This window comes from Cellulomonas sp. Y8 (genome assembly GCF_008033115.1).
Classification (GTDB): Bacteria; Actinomycetota; Actinomycetes; order Actinomycetales; family Cellulomonadaceae; genus Cellulomonas.
In genome coordinates, this window is the sequence record NZ_CP041203.1 from 1,697,995 (window position 1) to 1,714,984 (window position 16,990).

The 16,990-nt window shown below is 72.3% G+C and carries 20 protein-coding genes; 9 read left to right on the forward strand and 11 right to left on the reverse strand.

The genetic code is table 11. From position 1 onward, the window contains the following. The first annotated feature begins 107 nt into the window (after positions 1-107). Together FKM96_RS07635 and FKM96_RS07640 are read left to right on the forward strand one after the other, a co-directional pair. Positions 108-311 (forward strand): hypothetical protein, encoded by a 204-nt coding sequence (locus FKM96_RS07635; protein WP_147794737.1) that lies wholly within the window; start codon positions 108-110, stop codon positions 309-311. Between the two features lie 110 nt (positions 312-421). Then, positions 422-865 carry a hypothetical protein gene (locus FKM96_RS07640; protein WP_147794738.1) on the forward strand — a complete coding sequence of 148 codons (444 nt, stop codon included), beginning with the start codon at positions 422-424 and terminating at the stop codon, positions 863-865. Positions 866-894: 29 nt separating this feature from the next. On the opposite strand, the gene FKM96_RS07645 is transcribed toward FKM96_RS07640, so the two are convergent. From FKM96_RS07645 to FKM96_RS07660, 4 genes are read right to left on the reverse strand one after another with little or no spacing between them, the layout of a single operon-like run. Beyond that, positions 895-1,572 (reverse strand): ParB/RepB/Spo0J family partition protein, encoded by a 678-nt coding sequence (locus FKM96_RS07645; RefSeq protein WP_147794739.1) that lies wholly within the window; start codon positions 1,570-1,572, stop codon positions 895-897. Continuing rightward, positions 1,569-2,093: a hypothetical protein gene (locus tag FKM96_RS07650; protein ID WP_147794740.1), complete on the reverse strand. Its 525-nt coding sequence runs from the start codon at positions 2,091-2,093 to the stop codon at positions 1,569-1,571. The genes FKM96_RS07645 and FKM96_RS07650 overlap by 4 nt, the downstream gene beginning before the upstream one ends. Beyond that, positions 2,090-2,338: a glutaredoxin-like protein NrdH gene (gene nrdH / locus FKM96_RS07655; protein ID WP_147794741.1), complete on the reverse strand. Its 249-nt coding sequence runs from the start codon at positions 2,336-2,338 to the stop codon at positions 2,090-2,092. The genes FKM96_RS07650 and nrdH overlap by 4 nt, the downstream gene beginning before the upstream one ends. A 47-nt stretch (positions 2,339-2,385) precedes the next feature. Further along, positions 2,386-2,835, reverse strand: coding sequence for a hypothetical protein (locus FKM96_RS07660; protein ID WP_147794742.1), 450 nt, complete (start codon positions 2,833-2,835; stop codon positions 2,386-2,388). A gap of 814 nt (positions 2,836-3,649) precedes the next feature. On the opposite strand from FKM96_RS07660, the gene FKM96_RS07665 reads away from it, so the two are divergent. Both FKM96_RS07665 and FKM96_RS07670 read left to right on the forward strand, forming a co-directional pair. Beyond that, a complete protein-coding gene (locus tag FKM96_RS07665; RefSeq protein WP_147794743.1) occupies positions 3,650-4,240 on the forward strand; it encodes a hypothetical protein in 591 nt (196 codons plus the stop codon). Between the two features lie 10 nt (positions 4,241-4,250). Continuing rightward, positions 4,251-4,658 (forward strand): hypothetical protein, encoded by a 408-nt coding sequence (locus tag FKM96_RS07670; protein WP_147794744.1) that lies wholly within the window; start codon positions 4,251-4,253, stop codon positions 4,656-4,658. Between the two features lie 596 nt (positions 4,659-5,254). Here the strand turns inward: FKM96_RS07670 and FKM96_RS07675 are convergent. Further along, positions 5,255-6,160, reverse strand: a complete 906-nt coding sequence (locus tag FKM96_RS07675) for an ArdC family protein (RefSeq protein WP_147794745.1) — start codon at positions 6,158-6,160, stop codon at positions 5,255-5,257. 548 nt (positions 6,161-6,708) lie between these two features. Here FKM96_RS07675 and FKM96_RS07680 point away from each other — a divergent pair. Further along, positions 6,709-7,107 carry a hypothetical protein gene (locus FKM96_RS07680; protein ID WP_147794746.1) on the forward strand — a complete coding sequence of 133 codons (399 nt, stop codon included), beginning with the start codon at positions 6,709-6,711 and terminating at the stop codon, positions 7,105-7,107. A gap of 178 nt (positions 7,108-7,285) precedes the next feature. On the opposite strand, the gene FKM96_RS07685 is transcribed toward FKM96_RS07680, so the two are convergent. From FKM96_RS07685 to FKM96_RS07700, 4 genes are all read right to left on the reverse strand, one after another. Further along, a complete protein-coding gene (locus tag FKM96_RS07685) occupies positions 7,286-7,789 on the reverse strand; it encodes a hypothetical protein (protein WP_147794747.1) in 504 nt (167 codons plus the stop codon). A gap of 358 nt (positions 7,790-8,147) precedes the next feature. Then, a complete protein-coding gene (locus FKM96_RS07690) occupies positions 8,148-8,567 on the reverse strand; it encodes a hypothetical protein (protein WP_147794748.1) in 420 nt (139 codons plus the stop codon). Next, positions 8,567-8,923 (reverse strand): hypothetical protein, encoded by a 357-nt coding sequence (locus tag FKM96_RS07695; protein ID WP_147794749.1) that lies wholly within the window; start codon positions 8,921-8,923, stop codon positions 8,567-8,569. Before FKM96_RS07695 ends, FKM96_RS07690 begins: the two co-directional genes overlap by 1 nt. Positions 8,924-9,492: 569 nt before the next feature. Beyond that, entirely contained in the window at positions 9,493-10,929 is a 1,437-nt protein-coding gene (locus FKM96_RS07700; RefSeq protein WP_147794750.1) for a ParB N-terminal domain-containing protein, read from the reverse strand. A 1,150-nt stretch (positions 10,930-12,079) separates the two neighbouring features. Between FKM96_RS07700 and FKM96_RS07705 the strand changes: the two genes are divergently transcribed. The 4 genes from FKM96_RS07705 to FKM96_RS07720 all read left to right on the forward strand — a co-directional run bounded on the left by FKM96_RS07705 (position 12,080) and on the right by FKM96_RS07720 (position 14,903). Beyond that, entirely contained in the window at positions 12,080-12,304 is a 225-nt protein-coding gene (locus FKM96_RS07705; protein WP_147794751.1) for a DUF2188 domain-containing protein, read from the forward strand. A gap of 579 nt (positions 12,305-12,883) precedes the next feature. Further along, on the forward strand, positions 12,884-13,672 hold the full coding sequence (locus FKM96_RS07710) for a C40 family peptidase (protein ID WP_147794752.1): 789 nt from the start codon (positions 12,884-12,886) through the stop codon (positions 13,670-13,672). A 5-nt stretch (positions 13,673-13,677) separates the two neighbouring features. Next, positions 13,678-14,679 (forward strand): c-type cytochrome biogenesis protein CcsB, encoded by a 1,002-nt coding sequence (gene ccsB, locus FKM96_RS07715; RefSeq protein ID WP_147794753.1) that lies wholly within the window; start codon positions 13,678-13,680, stop codon positions 14,677-14,679. A 29-nt stretch (positions 14,680-14,708) separates the two neighbouring features. Further along, the gene (locus FKM96_RS07720; RefSeq protein WP_147794754.1) at positions 14,709-14,903 is read left to right on the forward strand and encodes a hypothetical protein; all 195 of its coding nucleotides are present in this window, start codon (positions 14,709-14,711) and stop codon (positions 14,901-14,903) included. A gap of 148 nt (positions 14,904-15,051) precedes the next feature. Here the strand turns inward: FKM96_RS07720 and FKM96_RS07725 are convergent, their stop codons facing one another. Then, positions 15,052-15,909, reverse strand: a complete 858-nt coding sequence (locus tag FKM96_RS07725) for an SAM-dependent methyltransferase (RefSeq protein WP_147794755.1) — start codon at positions 15,907-15,909, stop codon at positions 15,052-15,054. A 291-nt stretch (positions 15,910-16,200) separates the two neighbouring features. After that, positions 16,201-16,908, reverse strand: a complete 708-nt coding sequence (locus tag FKM96_RS07730) for a cytochrome c biogenesis CcdA family protein (protein WP_371300506.1) — start codon at positions 16,906-16,908, stop codon at positions 16,201-16,203. Positions 16,909-16,990: the final 82 nt, after the last annotated feature.

Below are 16,990 nucleotides of genomic sequence, written 5' to 3' on the forward strand. Positions count from 1 at the left end.
GTCGAGGACGCGGCGGCCGCCGGTTCTTCGCCGGCGGCGACGAGCGCGCGAAGCTGCTCGAGCGCATCGCGGCGCTGCAGGCGGAGGTCGGCGCGGTCGATCGCCGCATGGGCGCGCAGATCGCACGGCTGACGGAAGCCGGCGAGCCGGCGGCGTGGCAGCGCGCGCTGCTGGACGTCGACGAGCCCGAACGCAAGCGACTGCGCGCACTCGCCGACGGCATCGCCCCGCTGGCCCGTGCGCCGATGTCGCCGACACAGGGGCCGGCGGGAGTCGCTACTCCCGATCTGACGGGCGCGCTGATCCGGTGAGCGAAGACGCGCTGTTCCCGGCTCCACCTCGACGCGGAGCCGGGAACAGCGGCGGCGCACGCGCACGCGCACGCGCACGCGAGGTACGCGACGCGACTCAGAACCCGCGGGTGCTCGACAGGTTCAGGCGCTACGTGCGGGCGGGCGGCCCGTCGGACTGCTGGTTGTGGTGCGGCGCCGTCGCCTCGGCCGGGCACGGCCGGTTCTGGATCAGGAACGGGCTGGTCGTGATCGCACACCGCTTCGCCTGGGCGATCGCCCACCCGGGCGACCCGCTTCCCCGGCTTCTCGCGCACCAGTGCGACAACCCGCTGTGCCAGAACCCGAGCCACCTGCACCCCTCGGACCAGACGGGCAACCGCCGGGAGTGGGCCGCTCGCCGACAACAGATCGGTAGCCCGCTGCGCGACGTGCGTGGGTCACGCGGGCGCGCCGTCGCGGTCCGAGACGCCGTACGCGCCGGCGACGACCCAGCCGCTGCGATCGCGGCAGGCTTGCGCCCGGTCGACGCCGGGCAGGGTGTCTTGTGGCTTGATCCGGAAGTCCTCGGCTGATGAGCCCCGAGCAGGCAGCTCGGGTCCGATCAGGCTCGTGCGTCGTTGACGATGGCGTGTTCCCAGCACTGGCCGCAGCCGATGCCGCCGACCATCTGACGGGTGCCGCGGTGGGTGCAGTTGGCGCGGACGGTGGCGGCGAGCCGGTGGGTCTTCGTGAACCACCCGGTGCGCCGGCCGTCGGTGCGTGCGGGGACCGTGCGGGGGGTGCCGGTGGTGACGCCGCGAGCGAGGTCGACGGCGCTGGACAGCGGGAGCTGGCCGTCGTCGAGCATGGCCCGGGCCTCGTCGGGCAGGCGCAGCAGGGCCAGGCGGTCGCGGACGGTGTTCGGGGAGCGTCCGCTCTTGCGTGCGATGTCGGCGAACGGCACGCCGGCGTCGCGGAGCCGTGCGAACGCGGCCGCTTCCTCGAGCGGGGTGAGCGGGTCGTGCAGGGCGGCGATGAGCATGAGGAAGAGGTGGTCGGTCCCGGTGCGGGTGCGCCGGGCGATGACGGGGATGACCTGGAGCCCGACGCGGCACGCGGCTTCGTAGCGGCGGTGGCCGTCGATGAGGCGGAACCGGCCCTCGGCGGACGGGGTGACGGTGATCGGGTGCAGGATCCCGACCTCGCGCACCGACGCGACCAATTCGTCCATGCCCCGCAGCTCGCGGCGGATGTTCTCGGGGTTCGGGACGATCCGCTCGATGGGCAGGGTGGTGGTCATGCCAGCACCTCCAGCTGCGCGGCGAGGTCGGCGTCGCGGAGCCGGCCGAGGGTGTGCAGCAGGCGCGCGGTGCTCCCGTCCTGGTGCGCGTCGGGGGCGATGATCGCGGGCAGCGCGGTGAGCACGGTGGGCGCGTGGGCGAGCAGGCCCGGGTCGGGCCGCCCTTCGGCGCGGGCGTAGAGCCCGTCTCGGACCTCGCGCGCGGGGCCTGCCGGCTGCGGTCCCCGCCGCCCGGTCAGTGCCCAGGACTGGCGGGCGTCGCGCAGTGCCTCGACCTGGCCGGCTCGGGCCTCGATCCAGTCCCAGATGCTCGCGGCGCGGGCGGGCCCTCTGGCGGGGGCATCGGGGCGGTGGTCGTCGTGGTCGTGGATCAGGGCGGCGAGCGCGGGCCGCAGTGCGGCGCCGCCGAGCGCCCACCGCGGGTCGCGGGCGCGGATGGTCTCGGCTTCGGCACGGGACCACAGCGCCCTGTAGGCGAGCTCGTCGACGACCTGGGCCTCGGTCGGGTCGGCGGGGTTCACGGCGCGACGCTCACGTGCGCGTGGTCGGCGAGGGCGGTGACGCGGTCGGGGCGGTACCCGGACCAGTGCTGGCCGTCGGCGACGACGACGGGCGACTGCAGGTGCCCCAGGCCCATGACGTAGCCGCGGGCGACGGCGTCGGTGGTGATGTCGACGATCTCGTACTGCAGGCCGGCCTTGTCCAGGGCGCGGTAGGTCGCGTCGCACTGCACGCAATCGGGCTTGCTGTAGACGGTGATGTTCACGGCGGTTCTCCTGTCGGGTGGGCGGCTGACAGGGCGAGCGGGTCGGGTCAGCGGCGGGTGAGGCGTCGCACGATGTGGGTCAGCCCGCGGCGGGGCGCAGGGCTGGAGGCCGGTGCGGGAGCCGGGCACCCGGCGGCGCGCCACTGCGCGATGAGCTCGTCCCTGTCGGCGCGTGCGTCCTCGACGGTGTCGGCGGCCATGTAGCGCTGCTTCCAGGCGTTGTACGCGGGGAGGTCCACGCTCCGGAGCCAGACCTGGGCGAGCGCGCTGGCCCGGTGAGTGCCGATCTGGACGGCCGGGGTGGGGCGCTGGTCGCCGTGCCCGGAGTCGGCGACGACGCGGGCGGCGATGACGCAGACGGGGCCGGCTGCGCAGTCGATGTGGGTGCGCAGGTAGGTGAGGACGTCGGCGTGGATGTCAGCGGCCGTCTCACTACCGTAGGCCTCGGCCCAGGCGGCGGTGTCGATCTCGACGGTGAGGTTCAAGGTGGTGCGCATGGTGTCCTCCTGGTCAAAGCCGGTTGGTTCCGGCGCCGGTGGCCTCGGTGCGGCTGGCCATCGCTTCGATAGCCGGAGGCCCATGTCGCAGAGCCGTGGGGGTCAAGGGCCAGACCGACCGACCCAGCCACCGCAGGTGCGGAGCACCTTCCCCGGCCACGTGCTCGAGGTGATCGGCCCTTGACGCCCACGGCGGCGCGACAACGATCAGCGGCTCGGATCGATGGGCCCGCAGGTGACCCGCACGCCGTCCGGGACCACAGCCCCGGGCGGGCGCGCGTCGCCGGGGTCCGGGGCCGGAGGCCCTGGCGGTGGGCCGCGCCGCCCGCGGCGGACGCGGCGCACCACGTGCCACAGGTGCCACCGACGCCTGCGAGGCCGTGCACAGGTTGCGCGTCGCGAACCGCCGCCTGACCCCCTGAGGTGACGGCGCGGCCTGTGTGCGGGCGCCTGTTGGGTCCCGTCGTCCACCTGTGTACGCCGAGAGCCGCGCAGCGATGGAGCTCGCGGCGTGCCCAGGTGGGCGAGGGGTGCAGCTCGGCGACACCTCCCCTCGCGTCCGGCTCCAGAGGGCCTGCGGCGCCCCGGTCCGCCTGGTCGATGCACCCGACCAGGCACGCGGCGTAGGCACGAGCCTGTTCATCGGATGTTCATCAAGACCAGGCCCCGCACCCCTGGATCGGCGGAACACTCCAGGCACGGAGAGCCGCTCCGGGGCGTGATGAGCCGGCATCTGGGCGTCGCGCATAGGTTCGAGGCATGGGGGCTAGTCGAGATGGCGAGACGAACGAAGACAGGTCGGACCGTGGCTGCGATGACGGTGGCCGCGCTGCTCGGCCTCACCGGGCTCAACGCCGCGTCGGCCGGGGTGGACCCGGGGCCGCCGGTCGATGAGTACGGACTGACGGCTCAGGAGCGCGCCTGGATCGAGGTGCCGGAGGGCGCGGACGTCGAGAAGACGGTGTCACCCGAGGGCGACGTTCAGGTCACGGTGACCAGCAAGATGGCCGCGGACGACCCGCGGAACCAGCCGGTGGATGAGGCCTCGGTGACCACGTCGGCTGACGGCACCGTGACGATCGTCCAGCCGCTGGCTGCGGGCTGCACCCAGACGGCGAGCATCAACACGCCCTCGATCACCAACCGCACCTTGCCGGTGAAGGCGACGCTCGCGATCAGCGTTGGGTGCGCGTCCAGCGTCTACTTCGACGCGGAGGGGTGGGCCCCGGACTCGATCTCGGACAAGAAGCAGATCAGCGCTGGTGGCGTCGTGAGCCCGGGGGGCAGCACGACGGTCTCGACGTCGTACTCGTGCGCCGAGAACTTCCGGTACTGGACGAACTACAACCGCGCGAGCATCGGTTCGGTGCTCGCGCAGTCGGCACGCACGTGGCTTCGGTGCTGAGATGACACCCATGGACACTAAGCAGCACGACGCGCCCGGCGCGACGACAGCGCACCGGTCCATCACCCCGGTGACGTTCGTCGCCGGCCTCCTGACCGGCATCGTGGGCTACCTGGCGGTGTCGGCGGCAACATGGGCTGCGGTCGAACCGCCGCACGCCTCGGCTCGTCTCGGCAGCTTCGGCCTCCTCGCCGCGCTCTTGGCCGCGGGGACGGTCGTGCTGGCGAGGACTGCGTTCGTGAGTGCGGCGACCGCGGGGCTCACGGTGGTAATCCTGGCGTTCATCGCTGCGGTGTCACCCGAGCGAATGCCCGACGCAGGCGTCAACTTCGTACTGGCCGGCGGGACCTCGGTGACCGGGTTTGTGCTTGGGGCCTGCATTCTGTCAATGTCGACCGGCCGAGCGGCACGGCGATAAAGGCACCTTCGGTGCATCCCCGTCGCAGGTGTGGATGAGGCGCAACTGGATGCTGCGACTCCCCAACCCTGCCGGGAGTCCAAGGGGCCGGCGGCCCCTTGGGCTGTCCGGTAGGCGCTCGGTGCGGGCCACCCGCGCACGGCCGCCCGAGGTGTCCGACCTTCGCGGGCCGGGCACCGCCCGGCTGGAAGGCCGTACTCAGCTCGCGCGACACGAACCGCCGCCTGACCTCCTAAGGTGACGGCGCGACCTGGGGTGGGGGCGCCTGCTGGGGCACGTCGTCCACCTGTGTGCGCCGCGAGCCGCGCAGCGATAGCGCTCGCGGCGTGCCCGGGTGGGCGAGGGGTGTAACGGGCCGGACGGCTACGGGCTGGTCATCGCCGGGGTCCGGGGCCGGAGGCCCTGGCCGCGGGCGCCTGCGCCCGCGGCGCACGGGGTCCGCGACGGCCGGGCGACGGCAGCGACGGCCACCTGTCCTCGCGTCGGCGCCCGGCCAGCGGCCCTCGCCGGCTCGATGCCGGCGAGGGCCGCGCACCGCCCGGGGGGTGGGGGGCTGCGGTGCCCGGCTGCGGTGTGCGGCCGGGCACCGCGGTTGGTCAGGCGACGGCGTCGAGGTCGGCGGGGGTGGTGGTGATGGCGTCGGCGATGACGTGCACGGCGCGCAGCACGTTGGCGGCGGTCGAGCGGATGAGGTCGGTGTCGGCGTCGGACCATCCGGCGACGTACCCGATGGTGTAGGCGCTGGTGTCGAGGCCGAGCAGTCCGGCCACGACGTAGGCGACGGACTCGGCCTCGGTCTCGTAGGTGCCTCGGTGCTGCTGGTACTCCCCGGGCTCCAGGTCGCCGTGCAGGAACGCGTGGGCTGCCTCGTGCAGCGCGGTCTTGGCGGCCTGCGCGGGCTCGACTCCTGCGGCGATGACCACGCGCCGGGTCTTGAAGTCGGTGAACCCGCCCAGGCCCGGCGGCAGCGCCTCGCGCTCGACGCGCCAACCGTCGGCGGTCAGATAGTCGCTCACGGCGGTGAGCACGCCGAGGTCGTCGGCACCGGTGAGGGTCTTCGTCAGGTCGGCGGGGTCGGCGGCGTCGGGGTTGGACGGGTCGGTCTGGGCGATGTCGAACACGGACAGCACGGGGAACCAGACGCGGCGGCGCTGGCCGTTCTCGTCGGTGTGCGTGAGGTCGTCCGGGGCGTCGGCGTCGTCGGTGATCTTCGCGGTGGCGTACCCGAAGATGCGGATGGCCTTCTCGCCCTTGCGGACCTGGCGGCCGCGGGCCTGCCACTGTCGGAACCCGGCGACGCGGGTCGCGTCGGGCCGCTGGGACCAGATGAGCAGCAGGTTGTTCAGCGAGTAGGCGTGGAACCCGCTGGACAGGTCGAGGAACGCGCGCCACTGGTCGCTGTCGCGCAGGGTCTCGACCTGCTCGGCGATGCTGGCGTGCAGGGCGGTGGCCTGCTCGCGGCGCTGCTCGGGGGTGGTGCGGGTGATGATCTTGCGGGCCATGACGGGTTCCTCCTCGCGTCGGGTTGGTGGGCCGGTGAGCGCTGGGCTTGCCAGGCCTCACCGGCGTGCGCGAGGTGCCGCGCCGTCCGCGTCGGGGCCCCGCGCGGGGACGGGCGGGGGTGAGGGATCGCATGCCGGCGCGCAGTGTCGGTGTGGGATCGCTCAGGCCCGCACGGCATCGGGTGGGGTGCGGGCGGGGTGGTACCGGCCCTGGCGAGCCGCGATGGCCGGGCACGACGGGACCGACCGGCGCGCTGGGAGGGTGCTGCGCGCCGTAGGCGCGTCGGGCGTCAGCTGGTGCCGTCTGCCGGCGCCGGCTGAGCATCTTGGGCGGGCGGGCACCTACGGCACCCCGGACAGGTGGTCGGCTGGGTGTACGCAACAGACGGATGAGTCGCTACGGTGCCGTCCGGCGGCGTCCCGGACCCGATCGCGGGCGCCGTCCTCGCTGGTCGGAGCCGTGGAGGGTCGGCTCCGCCCAGCGAGCACGACCCAGGTGTGAGGTTCTCGCCCTTGCCGGACTCGACGACCTGTCGGGACCGTCGGGCATGGCTCGCAACGACGCGAAGATGCAGACGGTCGAGGTCCTGACGACGAACGGCGTGCTGTTCTGCCCCGGAGGGCGGACGCCGCTCGACCCGGAGGACGCCGCCCGGGTGTACGAGCTCCTGGTCGACGCCGAGGCCGTTCTCGCGCCCCCGCCGGGCGCCGGCGGACCGGCGGCGGTCGACGAGGCGTGGATCCGCGACCGGGACCGCGGAGAGGACGCCCGGACCCTGACCCTGGTGGTCCTGACGTCGCGGGCGGTGCTGCAGTGCGGGCAGCCGCTGGCGGTCGACGAGGCGCTGTGCGTCTACGAGCTGCTAGTGACCGAGCACAGGGTGCTGGTGCCGGGCCGCGGCACGTTCCTGCCGGAGCAGTGGGTGCAGGCCCGGGCCTGCCGGTGACCGCGACCGCAGCGATGGCCGCGGTCATCAAGCGGATCGTGTGGGCCCGGGACGCGGGCGTCGCTCATGTGCCGGGTAGTCCGGTGACGACGAAGGCTCGTTCACCGAGCCGGTGAACGAGCCTTGGTCGTACTCGCGCGGGCGCCCAGGAGACTCTGGTCTCAGAAGGCGCGGTGCGTCATCGCAGGCTGACGGCGATGACGTCGGTGACCCTGTCGAAGAGGTTGGTGCTGTTCGGGCCGACCTCGGGGCTCACGATCCCGTTGGCGAACCTGACCTTGGCGGTCCAGCTGCCGGACGTGTACTTGGTGCGAGCCGGCCAGTTGCCCCGCATCGTTCCGGCGCCGGTGAAGCCGTAGTTGGCGTTGGGCACCCCGGTGCCGAACAGGCACATGTTGCCGGTCTTGCACACGTTCGAGGAGGTCGTGAGCGGCGACACCAGGGACTGACCGGTCTCGACCGAGATGACCTCGCCGTTCGACGGGTTGCTCGTGATCGTCTTCGACTCGTCGGACAGGATGAACGCCTCGAGGTCAGCGGACGTCTCGACACCCGGGACGTTCACCTCGATGCCGTCGATGACGGTCGCGTCGGTGTCGTCGTCGGCGATCGCGGCCTGGCCGGAGATGGCCAGGACTCCTGCGCACGTGGCCACGGCGATGATGGAACGGAAAGAGCGCATGCGGAAAAGCCCCCTGAAAAAGTACATTCCGCGCGCCAATTGGCGCCCAGGCGGAACGTAGCAGGTCAGAGCGCTGCGTCGAGGGACTTTCGCTCTGTGGATCGCGAACCGCGGGCAGGCGTCCGGATGCGAGGTCCCGGATCGGGCTCGAGCGTGTTCCTGCTGGAGCGGCCCCCCGGACCGCGGCCTCGATGAACAGGATGCGGTGGCCGGCTGCGGGCTGCTCGCCGCCGGGGTCCGGGGCCGGAGGCCCTGGCGGTCGGTACCGGCGCTCGATGCGCACGGCGCCGGCCATGTGCGCGCCGAGGCGAGCCCCGCGCCGGGTCGTCCACATCACCGGGCGCGGGGCTCACGGGCGCTACTCGCGCGGCCCGTCGTACAGGTCGCACGCTTGGCCGTGTCGGTCGAACGGGTCGGGTGGGTAGCAGCCGTACGCCGGTGGGGACTCTTCGTCGGGCTCGGGGCTCGTCCACCGTTGGGCGACCCAGGGGGCTGCGTCCTCGACGGTGCGGTGGTGGCGGGCGGCGTCGTCGGCGACGGCGGCCTGACCGGCCCACTGGTCGGGGGTGTACTCGATGCTGAGCACGTCGCCGTCGTCGTCGCGGGTCAGGCCGATGGTGGTCTCGTCGGGCAGGACGGTGATGGCGACCAGGCACCATCCGCTGGTCTGCGCGACGGCGACGGGCAGCCCGTGGGCGGCGATCGCGACGACGATCGCGGCGATGCCTTGGGCGTCGGCCTCGGCGCGGAGCTTCGCTTGGTAGTCGTCGGCGGGCATCACGGGGTCTGCCCGTCGATGAGGGCGAGGATCGGTGCGACGGGCTCGGGGAGCCGCCAGGCGTCGACGGCGGGGTGCGCGGCGAGCACGTCGCACGGTCCGTCCTCGGCGAACAGCGCGGTGATGACGGTGGTGGCCGTCTCACGGTCGGCGCCGTAGACGTCGAACGCGACGACGACGGTGTGCTCGGGGTAGGGGATGGGCAGCGGGCTGACCTGGTCGTCGGCGTCGGCGTCGCGGTCGTCGTCGTCGTCGACGCGCACGGTGGAGCCGGTGCCGTCGGGCCGGGCGTAGACCACGGTCCACGAGCGGGTGGGGTCGTCGTGCGCGGTGATGGCGGTGACGTTGGCGTGCATGAGGCCGTTGCCGTCGGGCGTGACGGCCAGCAGGCGCTCACCGGTCCAGTAGGGGGGTCAGGGCTGGGTGGTGCGGGTCATGGTGGTCCTCTCGATGGTGGCGGGGTCGACCCGGTGGTGGGTCGGCCGGTGAGCGCTGGGCTTGCCCGGCCTCACCGGCGGGCGCGAGGCAGCGGGTGGGAAGGCCACGGGCTGATACCGGCCTGGCGAGACGCGATGGCCACGTGGCGTGCGGCCGGGCCGGGCGCCAGATAGGTGCTGCGCGCCGCTGGCGCGACCGCCCCTTGGCCGGGGTCCGGGGCCGGAGGCCCTGGCGGTGGTGCCGGCGCTCGATGCGCCCGGCGCCGGCCACGGCCGCCCGGTGGCTGGTGGGCGCGCGGGCGCCCACCAGCGTGGGGTCAGGCGGTCGTGAGGTCGAAGGTGGCGCTGGAGGTGATGTAGTCGGTCATGGTGAATGGTCCTCTTCTCGCTACGGTGGGGTGGACGGCGGTCCTGCCCCTGCGATCCGCCGCCCCCGCCCGGCCGGAGCCACTTGCACTGGTTCCGGCCGGGCGTCGTGCTGCTGGGGGTCAGGCCGCCGGTGCGGCCGCCTCGGCGGGCTCGGGGTCGGGCTCGGTGGTGGGGGTGCGGCCGCACGCGATCTGCTCGATGTCGGACAACTGGTAGCCCCAGGTCTCCAGCGTGGTCAGGTAGTCGGCGGCGCCGCTATCGCCGGAGGCGCTACGCCAGGAGTGCACGCCGGTGCACTCCTCGATGGCGGCCAGGACGACCACGAGGGTGATGACGTGCGAGCGGGGGGTGTTGGCCTTGCTAAGCAGGTTGGCAATGTACCGGCGGCCGCCGTGCTCGGAGGTGTGCCCGAGCAGGCTGGCCGCGACCTGGAAGCCCCGGTCGGCGGCGTAGGAGAGCCGGGAGGCCTGGTTCACGATGGCGTCGGCGACCATCTCGGCGGCACCCTTCGGCGGGGTCTTCCGGGGGGCGATGGTGGCCGCCAACCAGTCGCGCCGCACCTTCTCGGCCGAGCGCCAGGCGGCGTTGTTCTCGCGGACCTGGCGGCGCTCGGCCCGCTCGGACTCGGACACGGGGGTCCGCTCGGCCTTGGCGGCGGGGTCGGTCCACCGCAGGTGCCCGGCGGCGCGCCAGTCGGTGCAGATGTAGACGGCGCGCGCGGTGGCGGTGGCGTCGTCGTAGTGGACGTAGGCGGCGTGGTGAGGGCAGGTGGCGTGCTGCTCGGCGCTCAGGGGCCCGGTGCTGCCCTTGGCGCGCAGGGCGGTGACCTCGCGGCCGGCGGTGACCTCGTAGTACCCGGGCTTGGGGGTGATGGTGACGCCGTCGGCGGTGAGGCGGGTGCGCTCGGCGTCGAGGGCCTGGGTGCGGGCGCGCTCGTCGCGGATGCGCTGGGCGGCGTGGGCGAGGGAGCCGCCGCGCTCGGCGGTCCACTGCAGGGTGCGGGTGGCGTCCTCGTCGCCGTCGAACTCCGCGAACAGCGCGGCGGACACCAGGTCGAGCGCGTACCCCTCGGCGGCCTCGACGGCGATGGTGGACTTGGCGACGGTGAGCCCGGCGGTGACCTCGGCCTTGGTGCGGCGGGTGCGCTTGGCGATCTGGGAGGCGGACAGCCCGAGCAGGGCCAACTGCTCGTAGGCGGCGGCGGTGTCGGGCTGGGTCATCGCGGCGCGGTCGTGGTTCTCGGCCAACTGGCCGATGATCCGCTCGACGTCGCCGCCGTCGGGCACGACGTAGACGGGGATGGTGGGGACCTGCTCCTCGGTGGCGGTGATGGTGCGGCGCTGGCCCTCGCGGACCTTGATGCCCTCGGGGGCGCGGACCGCGGTGACGGGGACCCGGACGCCGAGGTCGCGGATCGACTGGCGGAACTCGGGGGTGATGTCGGCGTTCGTGCGGATGTTGGCGTCCACGATGAGGTCGCCGGGGTTCATGTACAGGAACGCGACGCCGTCGGGCAGCGTTGCGGGTGCGGGCTGGGTGGTGCTGGTGGTGGCCATGGTGACCCTCTCCTCAGTGTGGTCCGGTACCGGTTGGTCCGGCCGGTGAGTGCCCGTGTCTTTCGGGCCTCACCGGCAGGCGCGAGGTATCAGGCCGAGGAGCGGGAGGGGCCCCGCGCGAGGCCGGAGCGCTGTGACGTCGCGCAGGCCGGCGCGCAGCGACGGGGTGGGCTACGTCATGGCGCGGAGGCATCGGGTGGGGAGCGACGGCCTGATACCGGCCGAGGCGGGCCGCGATGGCCGGCGCCCACGAGGCCCGCTCGGGCGCCGATGGGGGTGCAGCGCGCCGTAGGCGCGACCGTTACCAGCTGGTGCCCCTGGGGCGCCGGCTGGCGGTGGTTCACCTCGAGCACCCCGACGCTGAGGTGAGGCGAGCAGCTAAGAGCGCGGAGCGCGAGTCGCTGCGAGGGATACGGCGGGCGGCAGGCGCGACGTCGCGTCGATGTTCCCGCAGGTCACAGCGTCGGGGAGCCGGGTGCTCCGAGATCTTGTCCGCCATCTGGTCCGCGAGAAGTTCCCGCAGCACGTCCGGAAGATCTTGCGCTCGTGGTTACGACGGAACTTCCCGCACTCGTCATGTCGGCGAGTCCCGCTGTGACTCACGGGCGTCTGTGCCCGTTAGCCACCACGGTGTTAACATCCTGATAGCAGTGTGGCGACGCCCCGCCACGGACGAAGTCCATGACGGGACGTCACCACGGTGTTGTGAACTCAGTTCACGAGTTCACGGATGAGGCGAATAACTTCCACGACGACCGGCATGAGTTGCTTCACGAAGGTTGCCCCCTTCGCGACTCGGCCGGTCGTTCGCTGTTCAGAAGATTCGGACCTCCGACAGTGCGGACACGGTTCGTCTGTCACTGCCACCACCTCCCATCTCCTCGCAGCTGCGAGGTATGAGGCGACCCCTCCCACCGGGTCTGTTGGAGTGCAGCTGCTCGATCTGAGGTGGCAATCACGAGTGTAGGGCGTGGCGTTGACACACCCGAGCGTCCCCTCCGGCCCGAATGGCGCTCAACGCTGGCGACCCCGACGCTCGCGCGGGTGTCTGTCGACTCCGCGCTTGCTCACCTCGTGCTGACCCGGCTGCGGATGCCGTCGCGCCGCGGGGCGGCAAGACTGGCGACGACGTCGAACTAGGAGGTCAGTGGTGAGCCAGGGCAACGGGGTGCACACAGTGCACAGCGACGGTGCGTGGATCAACGAGGTCGCCGGCCAGCAGGTCGGTGACCGGTACGAGACGAAGGACGCCGCGGTGGCGGCGGGGCGCGATGAGGCGATCGCGCGCGGCACGGAGCACCACATCCACGGTCTGGACGGTCAGGTGCACGAGAAGAACAGCTACGGCCACGACCCTCGGAACATCCCGGGCTGAGGCTCGGTCCGGCGCCGCGGGTCAACGCGGTGCGTCGACCTCGTCGACGGGCACGTCCGGGCGGGCACCTGGCAACGTCCGATATTCGGGACCGGCCAAGATGTCTAGCAGGTATCTCCGGCCCGGGTGTGGCGTTGACGCACCCAGCTGCGGATCGCTGGTCACAGCCGGGGAACAGACGGTCCCAGCAGGCTGCAACTCGCCCGGGCGATCGCCGAGGAGGGTCGGCGGCCTCCCGCTTGCCAGCCACGGCCCGAGGTGTGCTGGGGCGTTCTGCGCAGGCGTCCGGGTGACCGGCGGCCTTCCGCGGTCGGCGAGCGGTGATGAAGGTTCGCTGAAGAGTGCGATGGCGAGCACCATCGCTGGAGACGCTCCGTCTAGCGTCGCTCGGGACCGGGCGCCGTCCGGGGCCGCGCGGACGCCGAGTCCTGCCACCGCCCGGCTTGTCGATTGCGTGGCAGGAGCGGGGGGACCCAGTCTCCACGGGCACTCAACCGCCCTCGGCGGCAAGTGAGTCCCGGGTCGGTCGAAGAGCTTCGTTCGAACTGACAACGCACCTCGCAGGCGACAGGAGCCCACATGCCTGCTCATCTGCGCGTCAGCTCGCGCCATCGCACTCCCGGCCCCGCCCGGACGCCGTTGACCGACGCCAGTGCGAATGCGCGGGCGACCGCAACGCTCGCCGGCCGCCGAGTCGGCACGGTTGTCGCAACTTCGGGGGTAGCGGTCTCGCTCACAGCGGTTCCGGCGTCCGCTGCACAACCGGCTGAGAGCAGCGCCGGCATTCTCGATCTCAACGCGCTGGCCGGGGCCCGGGCGTTGGCCTCCGCCGCCCCGAGTGCAGTCGCGCCCGTCACCGCGACCTGGTCGTTCGACGTCCCTGGCGCGACCGCGGTGCTGCCACCGCTTCCCCCGCCGGTGGTCGAGGAAGCGGCTGCCCGACCCGATGGGCCGGCGGCCCGCTCCTCGCGACGAACCGAGCCCACCGAACCGCAGGAGCTGACCGCGGTCGGCGCACCAGTGCCCCAGTCTGCGAACGGCAGCGCCGTCGTCGCGGTCGCTTCGGGTCTGGTCGGTGTGCCCTATGTGTACGGCGGCACGACCCCGAGCGGGTTCGACTGCTCCGGCTTTACCTCGCACGTGTACGCGCAGGTCGGCATCACGATCCCACGCACGTCGACGGCCCAGCGAGACGCAGGCACGGTCGTCCCGCGCGACCAGGCGCAGCCGGGCGACCTGATCTGGTCGCCCGGGCACATCGCGATCTACGCCGGTGACAACCTGCAGGTCGACGCGCCCGTACCCGGCAAGACGGTCCAGATCCGGGAGATCTGGCAGTCCGCCCCGTTGTTCGTCCGGATCGGCTGATCGGCGTGCCGATCGGAGACCTCAGCACCCTGCTCGTGTGGGGCGCGGTGACTGCGTACGCGATCGCGCTGGTCGCGTACTCGAGCGCTCTGGCCCGCGTCGCCGATGCCGCGGCCCGAACGCAGCGCCGCCCGGTCGCCGTGGGTGCCGGCGCGGCCGCAATCACGACCGCAGAATCGACCATCGCCGCGCCCGGCCGCGCGGCGGGGATCGCGCGATCGACCGCCACGCTGGCGACGGCGCTGCTGCTGGGCGGTGTGGTCCTGCGTGGAGTGGCGGCCGGGCGGTGGCCGACCGCCAACATGTACGAGTTCACGATCGTCGGGATCTTGGTCGCGACGGTGGTCTTTCTTGCCGTACGGCGCACCCGCACGTTGCCGTTCATCGGGGTGCTTGTGACCGGGATCGCCGTGCTGTCCCTCGTGGTCGCGCTGAACTCGTTCTACCTGCGGGCGGACGCGGTGCAGCCGGCGCTGCAGAGCTACTGGCTGGTCGTCCACGTCAGCATCGCCATCGCGGCAACGGGGATCTTCACAGTCGCGTTCGCGACCTCGGTGCTGCAGGTCCTGCAGGATTCCCGCGAGTCCGGGCGGTCCCGGCTGGATCGCCCGTGGCGCGTGGGCGACGAGCTGCGCCGTTCGCTGCGTCGGTGGCGGATCACCGGTCCGTCATGGTTGTGGCTGCGGACGGTCCCCAGCGCGGTGCGCCTCGAGGCGCTGTCGTTCCGGTTGAATGCGATCGCGTTCGTGCTGTGGACGCTGACGCTGATCGGAGGGGCGATCTGGGCTGAGCAGGCGTGGGGCCGGTACTGGGGCTGGGATCCCAAGGAGGTCGCCACGTTCGTCGCGTGGGTGGTGTACGCGGCGTACCTGCACGCGCGCACCACTCGCGGCTGGCAGGGCCGGCGTGCCGCGTACCTGGTCTACGTGGGGTACGCCGTCGTGATCGCGAACTTCACCGTCGTGAACCTGTTCGTCAACGGCAAGCACTCGTACTCGGGCATCTGACGACCGCCCCGGAGCGAGAGGACCACAAGGTGCGTAACGAGGCCGGCCAGCCGGGTGGCGACCGGGTCGCGATCATCTGGATCGTGACGACTCTGGTCGTCGGCGGCAGCCTGACGGTCGCCGGTGTCGTGGCGAGGAGCGCCGCCCCGATGATCGCGGGGGTCGCGCTGCTCTTCATCTGCTCGATGGCAACTCGGTTCTGGTACTTCCGCCGCCGGGGATGAGCCGACCTGCAGACAGTGCGGCGACGGCGCGCTACCTCCCACGGGTGTGGCGCACATTCCGGCGCCGCATCGGTGTCCTGGTCTCAGCCCGGCTGGTCGGGTGGGGTCGTCTGACGTCGATCGAGGCGAGGCGTGGGGACCCTGGGGCTCAGCGAATCGAGTCGATCCCAAGGACACCTCCATCGAGTTTCCGTCGCTGGAAGACCAGGACCGCGTTCCCCTGGTACCGGGGAAGCACGAGCCGGCTCAACGAGTAGTCATGGACGAACTGGAACCCGGTCTGTCGCCGGTAGTCGAACCAGTTACCGCTGCCGGTCTCGCGAGAGCTGCCGACGACGATGTAGGTCTCGACGCTTGGCGTGCGGAACACTTCACGCTCGAACCCGTTGCCGACCGGGGGCCACGAGCACACCACGACCTGGGGTTTGCGGGCGCGTAGGGCTGAGACGGCATCCTGGCGTACGACTTCCTCGGGGTAGTCGATCGACCGCGACCAGCTCTGGTTGTCCGTGGCGACGACGTCGACGCCCCGCTCCTTCAGCAACCGCGTGAGTGTGCCGTCGCCGGCGGCGATCTCCAGGGTCTCGCGCGGCCCGATCAGCTTTGCGAGCCGACGCACGAGCGCCGCGGAGTAGAAGCAGTAGATCCCCCGCGGGCGGACCAGGGGCATGACGTAGCGGCGCTGGCGCGCGAGCGGCCACAGCACCGCGTACGCGAGCATCGAGACAGGTCTGCGCTCCAGGCCGCGCCGAAAGAACAGCCGCTGCAGTACCCGGCCGCTGAACGCGTCGAACGCGATCTGGGACTTGTCGGCCCCGGCTTCGGCCTCGAACGCGGCCCGCTGGATCGCGTGCGCGAGCATCTGACGGCGCACCTCGTTGGCGACCAGGTCCTTCGCCCGCGGCTGCCGGTCCGGCGATCCGGCTCGCGGAGCACTGACTTCGACAACCAGAGCGCGAAGCGCGTCCTCGCCAGCATCCGCTGCACGAGCCAGGCGGATCTGCACCTGGTCCCACTCGTGCGGGAAGGTCCGCCGCAGTTCCTCCAGAGTGGGCTCGGTAGCAAGCCACCGAACGACGTCAGACCGGCGGTCGCCGTCTCTACTCATGAGGCCTCCATGCCGGGACTGTCGGGGGGTCTCCGCCAGCATCGCCGCTGCTCGCGCGGGAAGAGCGCGAGAACAGGTCCGTCGTCGATGAAGGTCCGCTGAAGGTTCACCTCAGGACCGACAGGGAATCGATCGCGCCTCCGGTGAGTCGGGCGTGGTTCATGCCTCCGCGCGGCCGGGCGGTGGCTGTCACACCACGGGCTGGAAGATCACGATCAGCCCCTGCAGGCTCTGCGCCCACCTGCCCCACAGGCCGGTGACCAGGGCGAGGCCGATCAGCACGAGCATGCCGCCGCCGACCACGGAGATCGCCCTCCGGCGCCGTCGGACGACCTCGAGCAGCCGCGAGCTGCGCTGCAGCCCGAGCGCGACCAGCACGAACGGCAACCCGAGACCCAAGGCGTATGCAGACGACAGCAAGGCGCCGCGGGCCGGGGAACCACCCTCAAGGGAGAGAGCCATCACTGCGGCAAGCGTGGGGCCGATGCACGGCGTCCAACCGAGCCCGAACGTGACCCCGAGCAGCGGCGCGCCCCACAGGGTCGCGGGCGGGCGGCGGTGGACCCGCGCCTCGCGCTGGAGGAACGGCACCCGACCGAGGAACGCGATGCCCATCACGATCACCACGACGCCGAGCGCGCGCGTGATGGGGTCCTGCCAGCGAAGCAGCGTCCCGCCCAGGGATCCGGCCAGCGTGCCGAGAGTGACGAACACGAGCGCGAACCCGAGGACGAAAAGCGTCACCCCGAGCGCGAGACGTCCCCGGCGCGGCGCCGGCGCGGAGCCCGGGAGCGGGGCGCCGACTGGTTGCACGGACTGCGCGGTGAGCCCGCTGAGGTACCCCAGGTAGCCGGGAACCAAAGGCAGGGACGCACGGCGAGGCGAAGGACACCGCACCCGCGACGAGTGACACGAGCACCGCGAGGAGCAGGGGGCCGGAGAAGGCGGCGGTGGCGAACGTCGATCCGACGTCGGCGGC